The sequence below is a fragment of the Paenirhizobium naphthalenivorans genome, assembly GCF_007992095.1.
Classification (GTDB): domain Bacteria; phylum Pseudomonadota; class Alphaproteobacteria; order Rhizobiales; family Rhizobiaceae; genus Allorhizobium; species Allorhizobium naphthalenivorans.
Genome location: NZ_BJZP01000010.1, coordinates 98,550 through 118,676, shown reverse-complemented (window position 1 = coordinate 118,676; position 20,127 = coordinate 98,550). Strand labels below are relative to the sequence as shown.

Here is a 20,127-nt window from a genome sequence, read left to right as displayed (position 1 = left end):
ATGATCTTCTACGGTACCAATCCGATTGCCTGGTCGAACGATGACGATCACACGCTCGGCGCCCATATCAGTCTTGAGCAATGCCTCGATGAGACGGCGAAGATCGGCTTCGACGGCATCGAAAAAGGCCACAAGTTTCCGCAGGATCCGGCCGGCCTCAAGGCCGTGCTCGAGCCGCGCGGCCTGCGCTATGTGTCGGGCTGGCATTCGCTGAACCTGCTCACCCAGTCGGTCGAGGACGAGAGACAAGCGATGCAGCCGGCGCTTGATCTGCTGAAGGCCATGGGTTCGAAGGTCATCATCGTTTGCGAGACGTCGAATGCCATCCACGGCAATGATGCGATGGCGGTCAACGACCGTCCGAAACTTGCCGATGCCGACTGGGCAAAGTTCGGCGCAGGCGTTGAGACGCTGGCCGAATATGCCGCCACCCAGGGCATTTCGCTGGTCTATCACCATCACATGGGCACCATCGTCGAGAGCGAGGAAGAGATCGACAAGCTGATGGCCCATACCGGTCCGCATGCGAAGCTCCTGCTCGACACCGGCCATTGCCTGTTCGGCGGCGGCAATCCGGAGCGCGTTGCGAAGAACCACATGAGCCGCGTCGGGCATATCCACGCCAAGAACATTCGCCCGGTGATTGCCCGGCAGGTGCGCGACGAAAATCTCTCCTTCCTCGAAGGCGTGCGCCGCGGCGTGTTCACCGTGCCGGGCGACAGCGAAGGCGGCGTCGACTTCGTGCCGGTCTTGCGGATCGCGGCCGAGCATGGTTACCAAGGTTGGCTGGTCATCGAAGCCGAGCAGGACCCCGATGTCCGCAATCCCTTCGAATACCAGAACCTTGGTTTGAAATCGCTGAAGGCCATGGCCCGGGAGGCCGGGCTGGACAAGGAGACAGCGTGAAATTTCTCGACCCGCAGCATCCGTTCTTCAAGCCGCTTTGGCGCCGTATCTTGACCGTCGTCGCACCGGCGGCCTGGGCCTTCGTCGAACTTTGGAACGGTGAGGCGGGCTGGGCCATCGTCTTCTTCGGAGCGGCGGCCTACGCGGGCTACGAGCTGTTTCTGGCGGCCAAGCCGGCGCCGGATACGACGCCTGCGGTGGACGAGGCGACCAGGGACGACAAGGGAGACGAGGGATGACCAATCTGTTGCGCAAGCCGAAGGGTTCTTCCGGCAAGGTGCATGACATCACGCCGGCGGATGCCGGCTGGGGTTATGTTGGCTTCGGCCTCTATCGGCTGAAAGCCGGTGAAAAAGCCGCCGAGCCGACCGGCGAGACTGAGGTCATCCTCGTTCTGGTCGAGGGCAAGGCCAAGATTTCAGGCGCCGGCAAGGATTTCGGCGAACTTGGCGACCGGATGAGCGTCTTCGAGCGCACTCCGCCGCATTGCGTCTACGTGCCGGCCGGTGCCGACTGGTCGGCGACCGCCACCACCGACTGCACGCTTGCTGTCTGTACGGCACCGGCTATGCCCGGCCGCGAGGCGCTGGTGATCGGACCGACCGGCATCTCGCTGGTCGAACGCGGCAAGGGCGCCAACACCCGCTACATTCATCCGATCGCCATGGAGGAGCGCGACGTCGCTGACGCGCTTCTGGTGACGGAAGTGTTCACGCCGTCGGGCAACTGGTCGTCCTATCCGCCGCACCGCCACGACGAGGACAGGTTTCCCGAGATGACCTATCTCGAGGAGAGCTATTACCACCGCCTCAATCCGGCCCAGGGTTTCGGCTTCCAGCGCGTTTTCACCGAGGACGGCTCGCTCGACGAGACCATGGCGGTGAACGACGGCGACGTGGTGCTGGTGCCGAAGGGGCACCACCCCTGCGGCGCGCCCTATGGCTATGAGATGTATTACTTGAACGTCATGGCCGGCCCCTTGCGCAAGTGGCGGTTCCAGAACCATCCCGATCACGAGTGGATTTTCAAACGCGACAATCCGTAAGCGTTGATCGACATTTCACCTATCGACTTCTGGGAGGAAGACATGGCGGGTCTCGGCATCGGGCTCATCGGCACGGGCTATATGGGCAAGTGCCACGCGCTGGCGTGGAACAATGTTTCAAGCATTTTCGGCGACGTCGATCGGCCGCGTCTGGTAACGCTCGCCGAGGTCAATGCCGAGCTTGCCGCCAAGAAGGCGACAGAGCTCGGCTTTGCCAAGTCGACCGGCGACTGGCGCGACCTGTTGTCCGACCCGTCGATCGACGTGATCTCGGTGACGACGCCTAACGCCTTCCATGCCGAAATGGCGATCGCAGCCCTCGAAGCCGGCAAGCATGTCTGGTGCGAAAAGCCGATGGCGCCGGCGCTGGCGGATGCGACCCGCATGCGCGACGCCGCCGCCCGGTCGGGCAAGGTCGCGGTCATGGGCTACAACTACATTCAGAACCCGATGATCCGCCATATCCGCCGGCTGATCGACGAGGGCGCGATCGGTGCGGTCAACCATGTCCGCGTCGAGATGGACGAGGATTTCATGGCCGACCCGGCCCAGCCCTTTTATTGGAAGAGCGAAGCCTCGTCCGGCTATGGCGCGCTCGATGATTTCGCCGTCCATCCACTCTCGCTGCTGTTCACGCTGTTCGGCCATGTCGAGGTGGTGGTGACAGACATGGTGAAACCCTATGAGACACGGCCGCTGACCGAGGGCGGAAGCCGGACGGTCGAGAATCACGACATCGCCAGCGTGCTTCTGCGCCTCGAGGGCGGCATTTCCGCGGCGCTGATGGCCAATCGTTCGGCCTGGGGCCGCAAGGGGCGCATCGCGGTGCAGATCTTCGGCTCGGCCGGCTCCATCCTGTTCGACCAGGAGCGCATGAACGAGTTCCAGCTCTATCAGGCGTCCGGTCGACCGGAAGAGCAGGGCTTCCGCACCATTCTGGCTGCACCCCACCACAAGCCCTACGACCGTTTCATCCCCGCGCCCGGCCACGGTCTCGGCTTCAACGACCTGAAGGTCATCGAATGCCGCGAGTTGATTGCCGCGATCGGCGGTGACAAGGCGCATGTGATCGGTTTCGACGACGGCCTGCGCATCGAGCGCAGTGTCCACGCGATGGCGCAGTCCTTTGCCGAACAGCGCTGGGTGACGGTCGGCTGATCGCCACCCTTTGCCCTGTGGCGGATTGACCGCCGCATGGGGGCACTCTTATGAACGTCGAAGGTTCTGCCTTCCTTGAGCGCGGCCAAAGTGCACTCGTACTCGGCACAACGGTCCCGCATTTGCGTCGGTCTTTGGCAACGACCTAGCTTCCCGGCGTGGCGATGGCGTCGGTGTGCCAGGACTTGCGCGGTCAGGCGACGACGATGAAGCCGGCGAAAAGCGCGATGATGAAGATGACCAGCACGACGAAGATCAGAACTTTGGCGATTCCCGCTGACGCGCCGGCGACCCCGCGGAAACCCAGCAGGCTGGCGACGGCGGCGATCGCCAGAAAGATCAGGATCCATTGCAGCATGGTCTACTCCATTTTCTTGATATCCGACCATTCAACCGCGGCCCGGCGGATTTGTTCCATGCGAGGCATGAGATAAGCCGACGGATCAAGCGCGGCAGATCGCGACAGTTGTCAATAAATCGTTGACGTAGCTGTATGTTCCGCGCGAAACCCGTACATCAGGGGGAAAGTGGGCTGGACAGCGACGTCGCATTCTGCTCGTTTTCACGCCGCAATTGTTGGACTTTAGCCTAAGCGAGATGGGAGATGGGAGTGAAGATCGGTTCACCACGGGAGTTGTTCGGGGGCGAGGCACGCGTTGCCATGACTCCCGACAGCGCGGTTCAGCTGCAGAAGCTGGGTTATGAATGCGTCATCGAGGCCGGCGCCGGCAAGGCTGCGGGCTTTTCCGACGAGGCCTATCGCGCCGCCGGTGTGACGGTGGTCGACGGGGCGGAGGCGCTCTATGCCGGTGTCGACGTGATCGCCAAGGTGCGTCCGCCGGAAACGGCGGAAGTGGAGCGGCTCGGTCCCGGCAAGACGCTCATTTCCTTCTTCTACCCGGCGCAGAACAAGGAGTTGCTGGAGCTCTGCAAAGAGAAGGGTGCCAGCGTCATCGCCATGGACATGGTGCCGCGTATTTCGCGCGCCCAGAAGATGGACGCGCTCTCCTCGATGGCCAATATCGCCGGCTATCGTGCGGTGATCGAGGCCGGCAACAACTTTGGCCGCTTCTTCACCGGCCAGGTGACGGCCGCCGGCAAGGTGCCGCCGGCCAAGGTACTGGTGATTGGCGCCGGTGTCGCCGGTCTTGCCGCGATCGGCACGGCGACTTCGCTCGGCGCCATCACCTATGCCTTCGACGTTCGCCCGGAAGTGGCTGAGCAGATCGAATCCATGGGGGCAGAATTCGTCTATCTCGATTTCGAGGCGACCCAGGACGGCGCGGCGACCGGCGGTTATGCCGCACCGTCGTCTCCGGAATTCCGCGAGAAGCAGCTCGCCAAGTTCCGCGAGCTGGCGCCTGATATCGACATCGTCATCACCACGGCCCTCATTCCGGGTCGCGATGCGCCGAAGCTCTGGCTCGCCGACATGGTTGCCGCGATGAAGCCGGGTTCGGTCGTCGTCGACCTGGCGGCCGAACGGGGCGGCAATTGCGACCTGACCGTTCCCGACCAGAAGATCGTTTCGGAAAACGGCGTTACCGTCATCGGTTACACGGACTTCCCGAGCCGTATGGCCGCCCAGGCCTCAACGCTCTATTCGACCAATATCCGCCATATGATGACGGACCTGACGCCGGGCAAGGATGGCCAGGTCGTCCAGAATATGGAAGACGATGTCATCCGTGGCGCAACCGTGACCAAGGACGGCGAAATCACTTATCCCCCGCCGCCGCCGAAGATCAAGGCGATCGCCGCGGCCAAGCCGAAGGAGAAGGTCAAGGAGCCGACGCCGGAGGAGAAACGGGCCAAGGAGATTGCCGCCTTCAAGGCGCAGACCCGCAGCCAGGTCGGCCTGCTGGTCATCGGCGGTCTGCTCATGGCGCTGGTCGGGGCCTATGCTCCGGCGGAGTTCATGAGCCATTTCATCGTCTTCGTGCTCGCCTGCTTCATCGGCTTCTCGGTGATCTGGAATGTGTCCCATTCGCTGCACACGCCGCTGATGGCGGTGACGAACGCCATTTCCGGCATCGTCATTCTCGGCGCGTTGTTGCAGATCGGCTCGGGCAACTGGCTGGTGGTGATTCTCGCGGCGCTCTCAGTGCTGATCGCCACGATCAACATCGTCGGCGGCTTCCTTGTCACCCGGCGCATGCTCGCCATGTTCCAGAAATCCTGATCGGGGAGGGGTAAGTCATGACGATAGGTATCGTTTCCGCCGCCTATATCGCTGCGGCCGTTCTTTTCATCCTCTCGCTCGGCGGGCTTTCCGGTCAGGAAAGTGCCAAGCGCGCCGTCTGGTACGGCATTGCCGGCATGGCGCTTGCCGTTTTCGCCACGGTCTTCGGACCCGGCGTCGGCAATTGGCTCATCATTCTGGTGATGATCGCCGGTGGCTCTGTCATGGGCTATTACGTGGCTTCCCGCGTGCAGATGACGGAAATGCCGCAGCTTGTTGCCGCACTCCACTCGTTCGTCGGTCTGGCTGCCGTGTTCATCGGCTATAATGCCGAGCTTGATCTCGGCCGCGTTGCCGGCATGGACGAGGCGGCCCGCCATGCGTTGACCGGTTTTGCCGGTGTTCTGGCGCACAAGCTGGCCGACCCGACCGGCGCGCTGGTGGCGATCCTCAAGGTCGAGGTCTTCCTCGGCGTGTTCATCGGTGCCGTTACCTTCACCGGTTCGGTCGTCGCCTTCGGCAAGCTGGCCGGCAAGGTTGACGGCAAGGCCAAGAAGCTGCCGGGCGGGCACATGCTCAACGCCACCGCAGCCATCGCCTCGCTGATCCTGCTGGTGCTCTATTTCAACGGGGCCGGTGTCTGGGCGCTGATCTTGATGACGCTGCTCGCCTTCTTCATCGGCTACCACCTGATCATGGGCATCGGCGGCGCCGACATGCCGGTCGTGGTTTCCATGCTCAACAGCTATTCCGGCTGGGCGGCGGCGGCGATCGGCTTTACGCTTGGCAACGATCTGCTGATCGTCACCGGCGCGCTGGTCGGCTCCTCGGGCGCGATCCTCTCCTACATCATGTGCAAGGCGATGAATCGCTCCTTCATCTCGGTCATCCTCGGCGGTTTCGGCGGCACGACGGGTCCGGCCATGGAGATCGAGGGCGAGCAGATCGCCATCGATGCCGAAAGCGTGGCGGCGGCTTTGAACGAGGCCGATTCGGTGATCATCGTGCCGGGTTACGGCATGGCGGTGGCGCAGGCGCAGCAGGCGGTTTCCGAACTGACCCGCAAGCTGCGTGCCTCCGGAAAGACCGTGCGCTTTGCCATCCATCCGGTGGCCGGACGTCTGCCGGGCCATATGAACGTGCTTTTGGCGGAAGCAAAGGTGCCGTACGACATCGTGCTGGAGATGGACGAGATCAACGAGGATTTTCCCGCGACGGACGTCGTCATCGTCATCGGCTCGAACGACATCGTCAATCCGGCGGCTCAGGAAGACCCGAACTCGCCGATCGCCGGCATGCCGGTGCTCGAAGTGTGGAAGGCCAAGCAGGTCTTCGTCTCCAAGCGCGGCCAGGGCACCGGCTATTCCGGCATCGAGAACCCTCTGTTCTACAAGGAGAATACGCGGATGTTCTACGGCGACGCCAAGAAGTCTGTCTCCGAACTGCTGCCGATGGTCAAGTAAGCGCGGCCGCACTTAAAACCGCATATAAAACAACGAAGGCCGGGCGGAGACGTCCGGCCTTCTTGTTGGCAAGCGCATTGGATCTCGAGGGTGAGGTCCCTGCCGTGTCGCCATGGCATGATGAACCGGCTCTTGCGGGATCAGAAACGGGGCTCGACCTGATAGCCGGCGCGCAGCACACCGACGATCAAGGGCGGCGTCAGGACGGACACGTCGCCGTCTTCAGGCAAGGCGGCAGGCGTGCCATAGCCTTCATGGCTCCATGGATGGGCCTTGCCCCGCCACAGCAGAAAGGGTGTCTGCGGCCGGGTTTCGAGGATGAAAAAGGCGCCATCCGGCAGGGTGACGAGGCGTGCACGATGGAGGCGTTTTTCCCGGCCGTCCAGCCGCTGCCGGTGCAACTGGGCATCGATTTCGCCGGCCGCGACGAAGTGCTCTTCCGATAGGCCGGTCGCCCGATTGAAATAGCGCTTGAAGCGAAGGAAATCGGCGCGGCGGCATTCGGCGCAGGGGCGGTGGCCGGCGGCGAAGGCGACGGTTTCGTCGTGGAAGAACAGCGGCGTATAGTGGCCTTTGGTGTCGAAGATCGCGCGACGGCCATTTTTCTCGGTGAGCGTGCAGCAGATCCACGCCTTGCCGAGATGGTGCCTGCGGATCGTGCCGTCTTGCCCGTGCAGATCGCCGCGATTGCCCATCAGGGCGCCGCGTGCCGCGGTGGATTCGAGGTCGCCGAACGGCGTCACCCGGTTGGGGCGGGGAAGGTGCCTGGATGCTTCACCGGTGTCGGGCATGATCGTCGGGCCGCTTGTTGTGGACTTCGCGACCATCCTAACACGGGGCTGGCGGAATGTGCGCTCAGCCCGGCTGGATCCCGGCCTCGGATCTCAGTCGATGCAGGAGATCGCGGGTGGCGATGACAAGGGTCTCCACACCCTCATTGGTGTCACCGTTGTTGTGGAGCGCGAAGTTCTGCAGGATCAGCCCGTCGATGCCGATCAGCATGAAGCGGGCGATTGCTGTACCGATCTTGCGCTGTTCCTCGGTCAGTTCGCCCATGCCGTGGAAGACCAATCGGCAATAGAAGTCGATGTAGGCGTTGTACTGGCGCGCGGCGAGCCACTCCGCGCCCTGGGTGCGCAGGGCGTAGAGCGTGAGTTCGGTCTGGGCGAGCTGCTTGTTGCGGGTGCGCTGGACATAGCGCCACATCGAGCGGATCAGGGCCTCGATGCGCTCTTCCGGGTCGGACGGCATGGACATGTCCTGCCGGTAGGCCTCGGCCATGTCGGCGATCAGGTCTTCCAGCACCGCGAGCAGCAGGTTTTCCTTGCTGTCGAAGTAATAATGCAGCGTGGCGAGCTTGACGCCGGCGCTGGCGGCGATCTTGCGGGTCGTCAGCGTCTCCATCCCGCCGCTTTCCAGCGCCTCCAATGCCCCCCTGATGATGCGGGCGCGTGTTTCCACTCCCTTGCGGGTGGCGCCCGGGGTCCGGGTGGAGGGTAGAGGAGGCGCTGGTTGGTCGTTGTCGTCCATGGTTTAGCTTTTTTCGTAGGTCACCCGGCCATCGCAGATCGTCATTTCGACGGCGATGTCGGCCGTTTCCTGTGCGATCGCCTGGCCGATCTCGGCGGAGAGAACGACGACGTCTGCCAGATAGCCGGGTTTCAACACACCCTTGCGATCCTCCATGAATTCGACCCAGGCGCCGGTACGGGTGTAGGCGGCAAGCGTCTCGTCGAGGCTCAGCCGCTGGTCCGGCATGTCGTCGGCCCAGCGTTTGCGGGTCATGGCATCACGAATGCAGCTCAGGGGCGATAGCGGCGAGACCGGCCAGTCGGTGGAGAAGACCATCTTCGCACCGGCTTCGACCAGTCTTTTCCAGGCGAAGGCATAGGGCCAGCGTTCGCGGCCGATATAGGTGAGATAGGGTTCCAGCGGCAGGCCTGCCGAGCCCGGCGGATGCGTCGGTTGCATCGAGGCAACGGTGCCGAGTTCGGCGAAGCGCGGAATGTCGTCGGGATGGACCACCTCGATATGTTCGACGCGGTTGCGCCGATCGCTCTTGCCGTTCGCATCCCTTGCCGCTTCATAGCCGTCCAGCACCATGCGCACCGCGCCGTCGCCGATGGCGTGGACGGCGATCGGCAGGCCGAGACGGTCCGCCTCGACCGCGATCTCGTTGAAATGCCCGGCCGAAAACAGCGGCTCGCCCTTCCAGCCGGGCTTGTGGGCGTAGTCGTCGACGAAGACGGCGGTCTCGCCTTCGGTGACGCCGTCCATGAACACCTTGACGAAGTTGCAGCGCAGCTTGTCGCTGTCGAAACGGGCGCGCCAGGCGGCGGCCTTTTTTTCCAGATCGGTGAGCGGCATGAAATTCTTCATGTGGAAGGGCATGCGCGCGCGAACGGGGAGGCCCTGCGTATCTTCGATCTCCTGCAGCATTTCCAGCTGATAGAGATTGCCGTCCATGTTCTGGAATGAGGTGATGCCAAGCGAGGCGCAATAGGCGAGACCCTGCTTGAGGACGGCGATGTCGGTCGCCCTTTCCGCCGGTGTCACGTGAGCCGGGTCGCCACCGGTGGCGCCGCCGAGCATTTCCCGACCGCCAGTCGCACTCAGCGCCATAATCGGGCCGAAGGCATTGCCTTCCCTCAATTCGCCGGCGGCAAGCCCATCCGCACCCATGACGATCTCGTTGCCGACGCCAACGTCACGTCCATTGAGGATGCCGGCCTTGTCGAGGGCTACGGTGTTTGCCCAGGCGGTGTGACGATCGGGTGCCATCATCACGAAGGGACGGTCGGCTATGATCGCATCCAGATGGTGGCGGGAGACGCGCTCGTCCTCCGACAAGATGGTGTAATCAGCATAAAGCGCCTCCAGCAAAGGCATGTCCGGATTGGCTGCCGCATAGGCGAGCACGGCGGACTTGAGGGCATCGAAGCCCTTGACGCCCATCAGCGACAATTGGCCAAGGCCGACCGAGCCGCCGAAGATATGCATGTGGGCTTCGTTGAACCCCGGCATGACGGTTGCGCCCCTGGCATCGACCAGACGTGTCGTGGTCCCTGCGAGCGCCTTCACCTCCGCGTCGGAGCCGACGGCAAGGATGCTGTTACCTGCGAGCGCCACGGCTTCGGCGAAGGGACGCGAGTCATCCATGGTCCGGACGCGGCCGTTGTGGATGATAATGTCGGCGGTGGTGCTCATTGTCTCTGTTCCGTGCTTGGGTGTCAGGCCTGGTGGGTGATCCGGCCGTCGCAAATGGTGATTGCGGCCCGGACCGTGTCCATGATGGTGTCCGGAGCGACGCTTTCGATGTCGGTCGACAGGATAGCGATATCGGCGAGGTAACCCGGCTTGAGCTTGCCCTTTCGATCTTCCATGAATTCGACCCATGCGCCGATCGCCGTATAGGCCTCCAGCGATTCCTCCAGCGTGAAGCGCTGGTCGGGAAGGCCGTCTTTCCACGGTTTGCGAGTCATCGCATCCTGGATGCACTGGAACGGCGAAACGGGCGAGACCGGCCAGTCGGAAGCGAAAACAACGGGCGCGCCGGCGTCTTTCATCGTGCGCCAGGCATAGGCGTAGGCCCAGCGATCCTCACCGATCTTCGCCGTCGTCGGTTCGGCCGGGAAGCAGGTGCCGCCCGGATAGTGTACCGGCTGCATGGAGGCGACGACGCCGAGTTCGGCGAAGCGCGGAATGTCGTCGGGGTGGATGATCTCGATGTGCTCGATGCGGTGGCGATTGTCTTGCCGGCCGTTGGCCTTGAGCGCCGACTCATAGCCATCGAGCGTCTGGCGGATTGCGGCACTGCCGATCGCATGGACGGCGACCTGCAGGCCGAGCGCGTCGGCCTTCGTCGCGATGGCGTTGAAGGCTTGCTCCGTGAACAGCGGCTCATAGTCATAGTCCGGGCGATCGCCGTAGCCGTCGAGCATGAACGCCGTCTGGCTGTCGAGAACGCCGTCCATGAAGACCTTGACGAAGTCGCCGCGCAGCATGTCGGTCGAAAATTCCTTCTTCCATTCGGCGGCCTTGTCGATCTCCGACAGGTCCATGAAGTTCTTCATATGGAAGGGGATGCGGATGCGGCAGGGCAGTTCGCCGGATTGCTCCAGGTCCCGCATGATGCGCAACTGGTAATGGTTGCCGTCGAAGTTCTGGATCGAGGTCACGCCCCAGGAGGCGCAATATTCGAGCCCGTTCTTCAGGATGGCGCGGTCAAGCGCATATTGCTCCGGTGTGACGTTTTCCGGATCCATGCCGGTCACCATGCCGAGTTCCTCGCGGCCACCGGTGGAGGCAAGTGCTGCGACCGGTCCGAAGGCATTGCCTTCGCGCAGCTCACCACTGGCGAGGCCATCAGCACCCATCACGACCTCATTGCCGATTCCGACATCCTTGCCGTTCAGCAGTCCGGCCTGTTTCAGCGCGGCGGTATTGGCCCAGGCGGTATGATGATCCGGCGCGAACATCATGAACGGACGGTCAGCCAGGATGGCGTCGAGGTGCTGGCGTGTGACGGGTTCGCCGAGCCCGATGATCGAATAGTCGGCGGAAAAGCCCATGAGCAACGGTTCATCGGGATTGGCGGCGGCATAGCCGAGGATCGCCTGCTTCAGGGCGTCGAAACCCTGGATGCCGTGCAGGTTGAGCTGGCGCAGCGAGACCGAGCCAGGGAAGATGTGCATATGGGCTTCGTTGAAGCCGGGCAGGACAGTCGCGCCCTTGGCGTCGATCACCCGCGTGGATGGGCCGGCGAGCGTGGTAATCTCATTGCTCGATCCGACGGCAAGGATGCTGTTTCCGGCAACCGCCACGGCTTCGGCGCGAGGGGTGTCGGCGTCCATGGTCAGGACGCGGGCGTTGCGAATGATGAGGTCGGCGATCTGCGGCATGTCTTCGGTCCTGGATGGGCTAGGCGCTTCAAGCGTCTACGAGGCTGAGGGAACGGAAAAAGGCGAAATTGTCCTGTTTCAGTTCGTCGTCGAGTGGATTGGGTTGCGACGACAGCTTGACGATCACGGTTTCGGTCGAAGGGTCGACGTAAAGCCATTGGCCGTGGATGCCGATGGCGCAAAAGGCGCCGTCGGCCTCGCCGGATTGATACCATTTGCTGCGGTAGCGGCCGTTGGGCAGGAAGGTCGGGCCGCTCTCGGCCCACGCCGCGGGATCACCGTTGGCCTTCATGTCTTCAACCCAGGCGGGGGGGACAACCTGGCGGCCATCGGCTGTGCCGCCGTCGAGCAGCATCTGTCCGACGCGCGCGAGGTCGCGGGCGGTGACGCAGACGCCGCCGGCGGAGCGGGCGGTGCCGGCGCCATCCACGCTGACCAGCGCATGGTTCCTTGCTCCGAGCGGCTTCCACAGCAGGTCGGAAAACAGCTCGGCGTAGCGGCGGCCGCTGGCGCGCTCGATCAGGATGCCGAGCATGTCGGAATTGGGCGAGGCGTAGAAGAAGCGGCCGCCATGCGGGCGATCGGCTTTCTTCAGGGTGAGCAGGAAGTCTGTGAGGGTTTCCGTCGGCATGTCCGGTTCGGCCGGATTCCACAGCGTCGAGCGGCGATAGCGGGCGAAGGCGCCCAGCCGGTCGAGATAGGCTTCCTCGAAATCGAGGCTGACGCGCATGTCGAGCACGTCGCGATAGCTGCAGTCGCCCCAGGCGGAGCCTTTCGCTTCCGGCATGTAGTCGGTGACCGGGCGATCGGAATCGATGGTGCCTTCGGCTTCCAGCACGGCGGAGACAAGGGCGGTCAGCGATTTGCTGATCGAAAAGACGATGTGTCGAGCGTTGACATCGGCATGGGGCGCATAATGCTCGGCGACGATGCGGCCTTTCTTCATGCAGACGAAGGCGTCGGTATGAGCGTGGTCGAGGAAGGCGCGGGCGCTGTCCTTGCCGGCAAGGCCGGTGTCCATCGCGGCGTCAAGCAGCGGCGATGAGGTCGCGACCTCCTCCGGCGCCTCGGCGCTTGCGCGGATTTCCGCTGTCGGCACCATTTCCCGCAGGTTCTGGAAGGACCAGCGGCTGTAAGGGGCTGTGCGCCAGTTGGCGATGGTCACGTCGCGGCGGGCGAAGCCGTGGGTCTTCTCGAATGCGGTGGTCATTGTGCGTAATCCTTACGGTCGGGAGAGCCTTTGCGGCCCTCCCGTTCGTCGACTGTTGGAAAGCTCCGGGGCTTACTTCTGCACTTCCGTCCAGATCTTGGTGTAGAGTTCCTGGACTTCTGGGGCGCAAGCGAGGTTGAATTTGCCGGCAGCCTTGAACTCTTCTGGAATGTTAACTTCCGGGGCGTTCTTCATGTCTTCCGGCATGAAGGCCTCCGAGCCCTTGATGCCGTTCGCATAGCGGGCAAATGCAGAGATCATCGCGGCATTTTCCGGATCCATGATGAAGTTGAGGAACAGCTTGGCGTTCTCGACGTTCTTGGCATCCTTGAGGATCGAAGCGTTGTCCATCCATATCGGATAGCCTTCCTTCGGATAGCCATAGACGATGTTCGGGTTGGCGAGGCGCCCGCGGAAGGTGGCGCCGTTCCAGTCGACCGAGGCGGCAAGGTCGCCCTTAGTGTACTTCTCCACCGTGCCGTAATCCATCGAGATCCACTTCGGCTTGGCAGCAACGAGAAGGTCGCGCGCCTTTTTCAGCACAGTGAGGTCGCCGGTGCACGGTTCTCCACCGGCATAGGTGACGACTAGGTGCATGACATCCGACATTTCCGGTACGACATTGACCTTGCCGACCAGTTCGGCCGGTGGGTCGAGGAAAATGGCCGAGGTGTTCGGATCGCCGGAATAGACCGATTTGTCGACGGCGACGCCAGTCGTGCCCCACTGCCATGGAACCGAGTAATGGCGGCCCGGATCGAAGGGAACGTCAACCCACTGCGGGTCAACATTCTTGAAGTTCTCCAACTGGTCGGGACGCGATTCGAGCAGCAGCCCTTCGCTGATGAACACCGGCATCGCGGAGGCGGAAGGCACGACGATGTCGAAGCCGTGGCCGCCCTGGCGGATCTTGGCAAGCGCCGTGTCGTTCGAATCGTAGTCGGTCAGCGTCACCTTGACCTTGTAGGTCTCCTCGAATTTCTTGATCAGTTCGGGATTGGTGTAATTGCCCCAGTTGAAGATGTTCAGTTCGCCTTCGGCATGGGCGAAGGCCGCCGATGCGAGCAATGCCGCCGCGGCGGTGACGAGTTTCAAGGTATTTTTCATGGTTCCCACTCCTGTTTCTACTCGGTTTTTTCATTGGGTCTGCTGAGGAAGAAGAATATCGTGACAACCGCCAGCGACAGCAGCAGAAAGACTGTCGAGATGGCATTCATTTCCGGCGTGATGGCGCGGCGCAACTGGCCGAGCATGTAGGTCGGGAGCGTGTCCTGACCGCCGGATTTCACGAATTCGGTGATGACCACGTCATCGAGCGAGATGACGAAAGCGAGCATCATGCCGGCCAGTATGCCAGGCCAGAGCAGTGGCAGGGTGACATAGCGGAAAGCCTTGAACGGCGTGGCGTAAAGATCCGCTGCGGCGCGCTCCAGGGCCAGGTCCATACTTTCGAGACGGGCGCGGATCGGCAGGTAGGCGAACGGAATGCAGAAAGCGGTGTGGGCGATGATCAGGTAGCCGAGGCCGGAATAGCCGGTCCAGACCTTGATCCGCGAGAAGAAGATCAGGAGCGCCACGGCGGTGACGATTTCCGGCACCATCAGCGGCATGTTGATGAAGGAATATTTGAAGGTCAGGCCGCGATAGGCGGCGGTGCGGGTTGTGGCGATGGCCGCAAGCGTTGCCGCGGCTGTGGCAACCACGGCCGCCACGGCGGCAATCTTCACCGAGCGGATCGAGGCCTCGATCACCTGGTCATTGTTCCAAGCCGCTGAAAACCAGCGCAGCGAGAAACCCTCCCAGACGGCGATCGAAGTGCCGGAATTGAAAGAGTAGACCACCAGCGTGGCGATTGGCAGATAGAGGATGAAAAAGCAGATCATGGCGATCGTGGCGAAGCCCGTCTGCGTGCGGATGTTGAACCCCTTATGCATGACCGTCTCCGCTCTTTCCAGCATTCTTCACGTAGTAGAGCATGGCCGCCAGGACGATGATGACCAGCGTGATTGACAGAGAGGCACCGAGCGGCCAGTTGCGGCCTTGGCCGAACTGCAACTCGATCAGGTTGCCGATCATCAGGTTCTTGCCGCCGCCGAGAATGCGCGGGATGACATAGGATGACAGCGCCGGGATGAAGACGAGGATCGAGCCGGCGATGATGCCGGGCTTGACCAGTGGGATGATGATCCGGCGCAGCACCTGGAAACGCGTTGCGTAGAGATCGTAGCCGGCCTCGACGAGACGGAAGTCGATCTTCTCCATACTGGCATAGAGCGGCAGCACCATCAGCGGCAGGTGGACATAGGCCATGCCGAGCAGGATGGCGAAGTCGGTATAGAGCATCTGCATCGGTGCGGAGATGACGCCGAGCTTCATCAGGATCGTGTTGGCCAGGCCTTCGTTGCGGATCACTTCCTGGATGGCGAAGGCGCGGATGAGCATGTTTGTCCAGAAGGGGATGGTGATCAGGAACAGCCAGACCGAGCGAATATGTGGCGGGCGGCTGGCAATGAAGTAGGCGGTCGGAAAACCGAAGATCAGAGAGATGGCGGTGGTGGCGACCGCCAGCTTGATCGAGCGCCAGAGGATCGACAGATGGGCATCGGCGATCGAGATCGTTCCGTCGAAGATGTCGCGAGACAGGAAGACGTTGAACCAGGCCTCGGTCGAAAACTGCCACTTCACGTCGCCATAGGCGCCGGGGGCGAGGAAAGAATAGATCAACACGATGAGGAGCGGACCGACGCTGGCGAGCGCGATCAGCAAAAGGGCAGGGGCGCTGAGTAACCAGCGGTCCCGGACTTCCTTGCTTTTTGCCGTGGCGGCGGCTTCGGCGGCTGTGCTCATGGCGTCAGCCCCTCAGGATCTGTGCGGCCTGCTGGCCGAGACGGACGCCGACGCGGGCGCCTTTTTCGTGCGGCACCGTGCCGTTGCGCATGTTCTGTTCGCGCACGACAAAGCTGTCACCGCTGTCGAGCAGTACCTGGAAATGCGTATCGGTGCCGAAATAGATGGCTTCGGCCAGCGTGCCGTCGAAGCTGCCGGTGCCGGGTTCGGCCAGTGAGGCATGTTCGGGACGCACGACGATGGTGACCTGGCCCGACGCGCGGAGACCCTCGGGGAGGGAAGCCTCGATGACGGCGCCCCCGCCAAGGCGGACGGTGGCCGTGCTCTCGCCAAGATCGATGACGTCGGCGGCGAGGAAATTGGACTCGCCGATGAAATCTGCGACGAAACGATCGGCCGGACGCTCATAGATCTCGTGTGCCGATCCGACTTGACGCACCTCGCCATTCGACATGACGGCGATGCGGTCCGACATGGTCAGGGCTTCTTCCTGGTCATGGGTGACGAAGATGAAGGTGATGCCTGTCTCGGCCTGGACCCGCTTCAGTTCGATCTGCATTTCCTTGCGCAGCTTGTAGTCGAGCGCTGACAGAGGTTCGTCGAGCAGCAGAACCTTCGGCTTCGGCGCCAGTGCGCGGGCGAGCGCCACGCGCTGCTGCTGGCCGCCGGAGATCTGGGCCACCGAGCGGTCCCGCATCTTCTCCATGTGAACGAGCGCCAGCATCTCATCGACGCGCGCCTTGATCTCGGCCAACGGCTTGCCGAGCATCTTCAGGCCGAAGCCGATGTTTTCGGCAACGGTCATGTGGGGGAAAAGCGCGTAGGATTGGAAGACTGTGTTGACCGGTCGCTTGAACGGCGGCAATGGCGCGATGTCTTCGCCGTGCAGCAGGATCTCGCCGCTGGTCGGGAAGTCGAAGCCAGCGATGAGTCTTAGTAGAGTGGTCTTGCCACAGCCCGAGGGGCCAAGGAGTGTGAAAAACTCGTTTTCCCGGATCAGCAGGTTGATCCGGTCGAGTGCGGTGACCTGACCCGCTCCGGCGCCGTAGATACGGCCGACATCCCGGATTTCGATTGCGGCCTTCTTCGATGTTGAACTCAAGAAATATCCCCAGTCTGGAAGTGGACCTTTTCCGACAACAACTCGCGTTCCAGTGTTGCCGACATTCAGTCGCGCCGGTTGGCTCGTCGATGATGGCGACGCAATATGCGTGCCACGCGCTGAAATCTGAGAAATCCCTCCCCGTTTTGTCCTCTCTGAAACCCGCAAACCGCCATAGAAACAGCGATGTGTGCTGTAGGTTTCGTCTCCCGAGGCTCCTCCAAGCCCCATCCCGCCGAGGCGGAATTTCTGCATCGTGCCGCAAATTTGGTCGGTTGACCATTTTTATTTCGTCAGTCGGTGCAAATTTTGAGCGACGTTCGCTGACGGCGGAAATTGCCGGGCCTCCGCCGACCTGGAAGCGGATGCGGTATTGACGGGAGGTCAAAACGCGACGTTCTACCGTCCCGTGCATCGCCTTGTTTGCAATCAGCTTTTTTTGGCTTGAACCGGCGTGTGATTTAGTTCTACGTTAGTTTAACAAGCGGTGATAGCCGCTGCGGGAAGGGGGCTCCGTTGCTCATTGCATTCCCATCATTGGTTCTCGGACAGCGGGATTTTTCTCATGGAACTGGTTTTCGACGGTCACAACGACGTTCTGTTGCGGCTCTGGCAGGGACGGGCGAAGGGAGTTGATCCGGTTGTCGAATTCGCCAATGGCGCCAGTGAAGGGCATATCGACGGACCGCGCGCCAAGGCGGGCGGGCTGGCCGGTGGACTCTGTGCCATCTATATCCCCTCCAACGGTGATTTCTCGCTCAAGGAGCCGGATGCCAACGGCCACTATTCCACGCCGCTCGAAGCGCCGCTCGCCCGCCAGCCGTCACTTGACATCGCGCTCGACATGGCCTCGATCGCCCTTCGTCTTGATCGGGCAGGTGCCTGGCGGCTTTGCCGCTCGACGGCACAGATCCGTAATGCGATGGACGATGGTGTGTTTGCGGCGGTCATGCATATGGAAGGTTGCGAGGCGCTTGACGAGGATCTCGACACGCTCGAGGTCTTTTATGCCGCCGGGCTTCGTTCGCTCGGACCGGTCTGGAGCCGCAACAATATCTTTGGCCACGGCGTACCCTTCGCCTATCCGTCATCGCCCGATACAGGGCCGGGGCTGACTGATGCCGGGTTTGAACTGGTCAAGGCCTGCAATCGGCTCGGCATTCTGGTCGACCTCGCCCATATCACCGAGCGCGGCTTCTGGGATGTGGCGAAGACCACCGACCAGCCGCTGGTCGCCAGCCATTCCAACGTTCATGCGCTGACGCCGGTGGCGCGCAACCTCACCGACAAGCAGTTCGACGCGATCAAGGAGAGCCGCGGCTTGGTGGGGCTTAATTATGCCGTCACCATGCTGCGCGACGACGCGCAGGATAACGCGGCAACGCCGATCAGCGCCATGGTCAAGCATATCGACTATATGGTGGAGCGCATGGGGATCGACTGCGTGGCTCTCGGTTCCGACTTCGACGGAGCGACGATTCCAGCCGAACTCGCCGACGCGAGCGGCAATCAGAAACTGGTTGCCGCCCTGAAAGCAGCCGGATACGCTGATCTGGATCTTGCTAAAATATGCCGGGAGAACTGGCTGAGAGTTCTGGCATCCGCCTGGCACGAATAGGCTGCGGATGCTTCGAAAAGACCAATAGGGACAACAGGGGAACGACGGAAATGATGCATTCCTTCAATAAGACGATGCGCCTTATGACCAGCAGCGCGGCCATTGCCTTGCTGCTCGCTTCGGCGCCGCAGGCTTTTGCCGCAACGCCGGCCGACACGCTGGTCGAAGGCTGGGCGTTCGACGACATCATCACGCTCGATCCAGGTGAGGCGTTTGAAATCTCGACCGCCGAGGTCACCGCCAACACCTACAGCAAACTGGTCAACCTCGACATGAGCGACACGTCGAAGGTCATCGGTGAGCTTGCCGACAGCTGGACCGTGTCCGACGACGGCCTGACCTATACCTTCAAGCTGAAGCCCGGTATGAAGTTCGCGTCCGGCAATCCGATCACCGCGGAAGATGTCGCCTTCTCGATCGAACGCGTCGTCAAGCTCGACAAGTCCCCGGCCTTCCTGTTGACCCAGTTTGGCCTCGACGGCGATAATGTTACGGACAAGGCCAAGGCCGCCGATGAGACCACTTTCGTGTTGACCGTCGACAAGCCCTATGCGCCGAGCTTCGTTCTGAACGTTCTGACCTCGACCCCTGCTTCCGTCGTCGACAAGAAAGTCGTGATGGAGCACGCCAAGGCGGTCACGCCTTCCGACGAATACAAGTACGACACCGACTTCGGTAACGAGTTCCTCAAGACCGGCTATGCCGGTTCAGGCCCTTACAAGATCCGCGAGTGGCGCGCCAACGAAGTGGTCGTTCTGGAGCGCAACGACAATTACTTCGGCGAAAAGCCGGCGCTTGCGCGCGTCATCTATCGCCACATGAAGGAAAGCGCGGGCCAGCGCCTGGCGCTCGAGAACGGCGACATCGACGTGGCGCGCAACCTTGAGCCGGGTGACGTGGAAGCCGTTTCCAAGAAGAAAGGCATGGCGCTCGCTTCCGCTCCGAAGGGCACGCTCTATTACTTCAGCCTCAACCAGAAGAACGAGACGCTGGCCAAGCCGGAAGTCATCGAGGCCTTCAAGTATCTGGTCGACTATGATGCGATCGGTGAAACCCTGATCAAGGGCATCGGCACGATCCACCAGACCTTCCTTCCTGCCGGCCAGCTCGGCGCGCTGAACGACAACCCCTACACATTCGACGTTGCCAAGGCCAAGGAACTGCTGGCCAAGGCCGGTCTCGCCGATGGCTTCACCGTCACCATGGACGTGCGCAACACCCAGCCTGTCACCGGCATTGCCGAGAATGTCCAGCAGACGCTCGCCCAGGCCGGCATCAAGCTGGAGATCATCCCCGGCGATGGCAAGCAGACGCTGACCAAGTACCGCGCCCGCCAGCACGACATCTACATCGGCCAGTGGGGCTCGGACTATTTCGACCCGAACTCCAACGCCGAGACCTTCACCGCCAATCCGGACAATTCCGATGAAGGCAAGAGCAAGACGCTGGCCTGGCGCAATGCCTGGAACGTTCCGGACCTGACGGAAAAGACCCAGGCAGCTTTGCTCGAGAAGGATTCGGCCGCGCGCGCCGCCATCTATGAGGATCTGCAGAAGCAGGTTCTGGCCACCGGTCCGTTCGTCGTCATCTTCCAGCAGACGGAAGTCGCCGGCTATTCGGATAAGGTGAAGGGTTACAAGCTCGGCCCGAGCTTCGACACCAACTTCGTCTATACCGTGTCCAAGGACTAAGGCC

At 62.1% G+C, this 20,127-nt stretch carries 18 protein-coding genes; 8 read left to right on the top strand and 10 right to left on the bottom strand.

The window, feature by feature from the left end; all coding sequences use genetic code 11:
- Genes iolE through RNA01_RS12145 form a run of 4 tightly spaced genes read left to right on the top strand, consistent with a single transcriptional unit; the run spans window position 1 to window position 3,109 of the window.
- Window positions 1–906: a myo-inosose-2 dehydratase gene (gene iolE, locus RNA01_RS12160; protein WP_147180482.1), complete on the top strand. Its 906-nt coding sequence runs from the start codon at window positions 1–3 to the stop codon at window positions 904–906.
- Window positions 903–1,145 (top strand): hypothetical protein, encoded by a 243-nt coding sequence (locus tag RNA01_RS12155; RefSeq protein ID WP_174824548.1) that lies wholly within the window; start codon window positions 903–905, stop codon window positions 1,143–1,145. Before iolE ends, RNA01_RS12155 begins: the two co-directional genes overlap by 4 nt.
- The gene (gene iolB, locus RNA01_RS12150; RefSeq protein WP_147180481.1) at window positions 1,142–1,951 is read left to right on the top strand and encodes a 5-deoxy-glucuronate isomerase; all 810 of its coding nucleotides are present in this window, start codon (window positions 1,142–1,144) and stop codon (window positions 1,949–1,951) included. The genes RNA01_RS12155 and iolB overlap by 4 nt, the downstream gene beginning before the upstream one ends.
- A 42-nt stretch (window positions 1,952–1,993) precedes the next feature.
- On the top strand, window positions 1,994–3,109 hold the full coding sequence (locus RNA01_RS12145; protein ID WP_147180480.1) for a Gfo/Idh/MocA family protein: 1,116 nt from the start codon (window positions 1,994–1,996) through the stop codon (window positions 3,107–3,109).
- A 193-nt stretch (window positions 3,110–3,302) separates the two neighbouring features.
- Here the strand turns inward: RNA01_RS12145 and RNA01_RS12140 are convergent, their stop codons facing one another.
- On the bottom strand, window positions 3,303–3,467 hold the full coding sequence (locus tag RNA01_RS12140; protein ID WP_147180479.1) for a DUF1328 domain-containing protein: 165 nt from the start codon (window positions 3,465–3,467) through the stop codon (window positions 3,303–3,305).
- Between the two features lie 252 nt (window positions 3,468–3,719).
- Between RNA01_RS12140 and RNA01_RS12135 the strand changes: the two genes are divergently transcribed.
- Window positions 3,720–5,291: a Re/Si-specific NAD(P)(+) transhydrogenase subunit alpha gene (locus RNA01_RS12135; RefSeq protein ID WP_147180478.1), complete on the top strand. Its 1,572-nt coding sequence runs from the start codon at window positions 3,720–3,722 to the stop codon at window positions 5,289–5,291.
- A gap of 17 nt (window positions 5,292–5,308) precedes the next feature.
- Complete coding sequence (locus tag RNA01_RS12130) at window positions 5,309–6,754, top strand: NAD(P)(+) transhydrogenase (Re/Si-specific) subunit beta (RefSeq protein WP_147180477.1); 1,446 nt, start codon at window positions 5,309–5,311, stop codon at window positions 6,752–6,754.
- Window positions 6,755–6,894: 140 nt separating this feature from the next.
- Here the strand turns inward: RNA01_RS12130 and RNA01_RS12125 are convergent, their stop codons facing one another.
- The 9 genes from RNA01_RS12125 to RNA01_RS12085 all read right to left on the bottom strand — a co-directional run bounded on the left by RNA01_RS12125 (window position 6,895) and on the right by RNA01_RS12085 (window position 16,814).
- Window positions 6,895–7,545 carry a hypothetical protein gene (locus RNA01_RS12125; RefSeq protein WP_147180476.1) on the bottom strand — a complete coding sequence of 217 codons (651 nt, stop codon included), beginning with the start codon at window positions 7,543–7,545 and terminating at the stop codon, window positions 6,895–6,897.
- A 64-nt stretch (window positions 7,546–7,609) separates the two neighbouring features.
- Entirely contained in the window at window positions 7,610–8,284 is a 675-nt protein-coding gene (locus tag RNA01_RS12120) for a TetR/AcrR family transcriptional regulator (RefSeq protein WP_147180475.1), read from the bottom strand.
- Between the two features lie 3 nt (window positions 8,285–8,287).
- Window positions 8,288–9,961, bottom strand: a complete 1,674-nt coding sequence (locus RNA01_RS12115) for an amidohydrolase (protein ID WP_147180474.1) — start codon at window positions 9,959–9,961, stop codon at window positions 8,288–8,290.
- Window positions 9,962–9,984: 23 nt separating this feature from the next.
- Window positions 9,985–11,655 carry an amidohydrolase gene (locus tag RNA01_RS12110; protein ID WP_147180473.1) on the bottom strand — a complete coding sequence of 557 codons (1,671 nt, stop codon included), beginning with the start codon at window positions 11,653–11,655 and terminating at the stop codon, window positions 9,985–9,987.
- Window positions 11,656–11,683: 28 nt separating this feature from the next.
- Window positions 11,684–12,865: a serine hydrolase domain-containing protein gene (locus RNA01_RS12105; RefSeq protein WP_147180472.1), complete on the bottom strand. Its 1,182-nt coding sequence runs from the start codon at window positions 12,863–12,865 to the stop codon at window positions 11,684–11,686.
- 72 nt (window positions 12,866–12,937) lie between these two features.
- Window positions 12,938–13,972 (bottom strand): extracellular solute-binding protein, encoded by a 1,035-nt coding sequence (locus RNA01_RS12100; RefSeq protein WP_147180471.1) that lies wholly within the window; start codon window positions 13,970–13,972, stop codon window positions 12,938–12,940.
- A gap of 17 nt (window positions 13,973–13,989) precedes the next feature.
- Window positions 13,990–14,799 carry an ABC transporter permease gene (locus RNA01_RS12095; RefSeq protein ID WP_147180470.1) on the bottom strand — a complete coding sequence of 270 codons (810 nt, stop codon included), beginning with the start codon at window positions 14,797–14,799 and terminating at the stop codon, window positions 13,990–13,992.
- Window positions 14,792–15,712, bottom strand: a complete 921-nt coding sequence (locus RNA01_RS12090; RefSeq protein WP_147180469.1) for an ABC transporter permease — start codon at window positions 15,710–15,712, stop codon at window positions 14,792–14,794. The genes RNA01_RS12095 and RNA01_RS12090 overlap by 8 nt, the downstream gene beginning before the upstream one ends.
- Before the next feature lie 4 nt (window positions 15,713–15,716).
- On the bottom strand, window positions 15,717–16,814 hold the full coding sequence (locus RNA01_RS12085; protein ID WP_284215182.1) for an ABC transporter ATP-binding protein: 1,098 nt from the start codon (window positions 16,812–16,814) through the stop codon (window positions 15,717–15,719).
- A 565-nt stretch (window positions 16,815–17,379) separates the two neighbouring features.
- Here RNA01_RS12085 and RNA01_RS12080 point away from each other — a divergent pair.
- Both RNA01_RS12080 and RNA01_RS12075 read left to right on the top strand, forming a co-directional pair.
- Window positions 17,380–18,432 (top strand): dipeptidase, encoded by a 1,053-nt coding sequence (locus RNA01_RS12080; RefSeq protein ID WP_147180468.1) that lies wholly within the window; start codon window positions 17,380–17,382, stop codon window positions 18,430–18,432.
- A gap of 50 nt (window positions 18,433–18,482) precedes the next feature.
- Complete coding sequence (locus RNA01_RS12075) at window positions 18,483–20,123, top strand: ABC transporter substrate-binding protein (protein WP_147180467.1); 1,641 nt, start codon at window positions 18,483–18,485, stop codon at window positions 20,121–20,123.
- Window positions 20,124–20,127 lie beyond the last annotated feature (4 nt).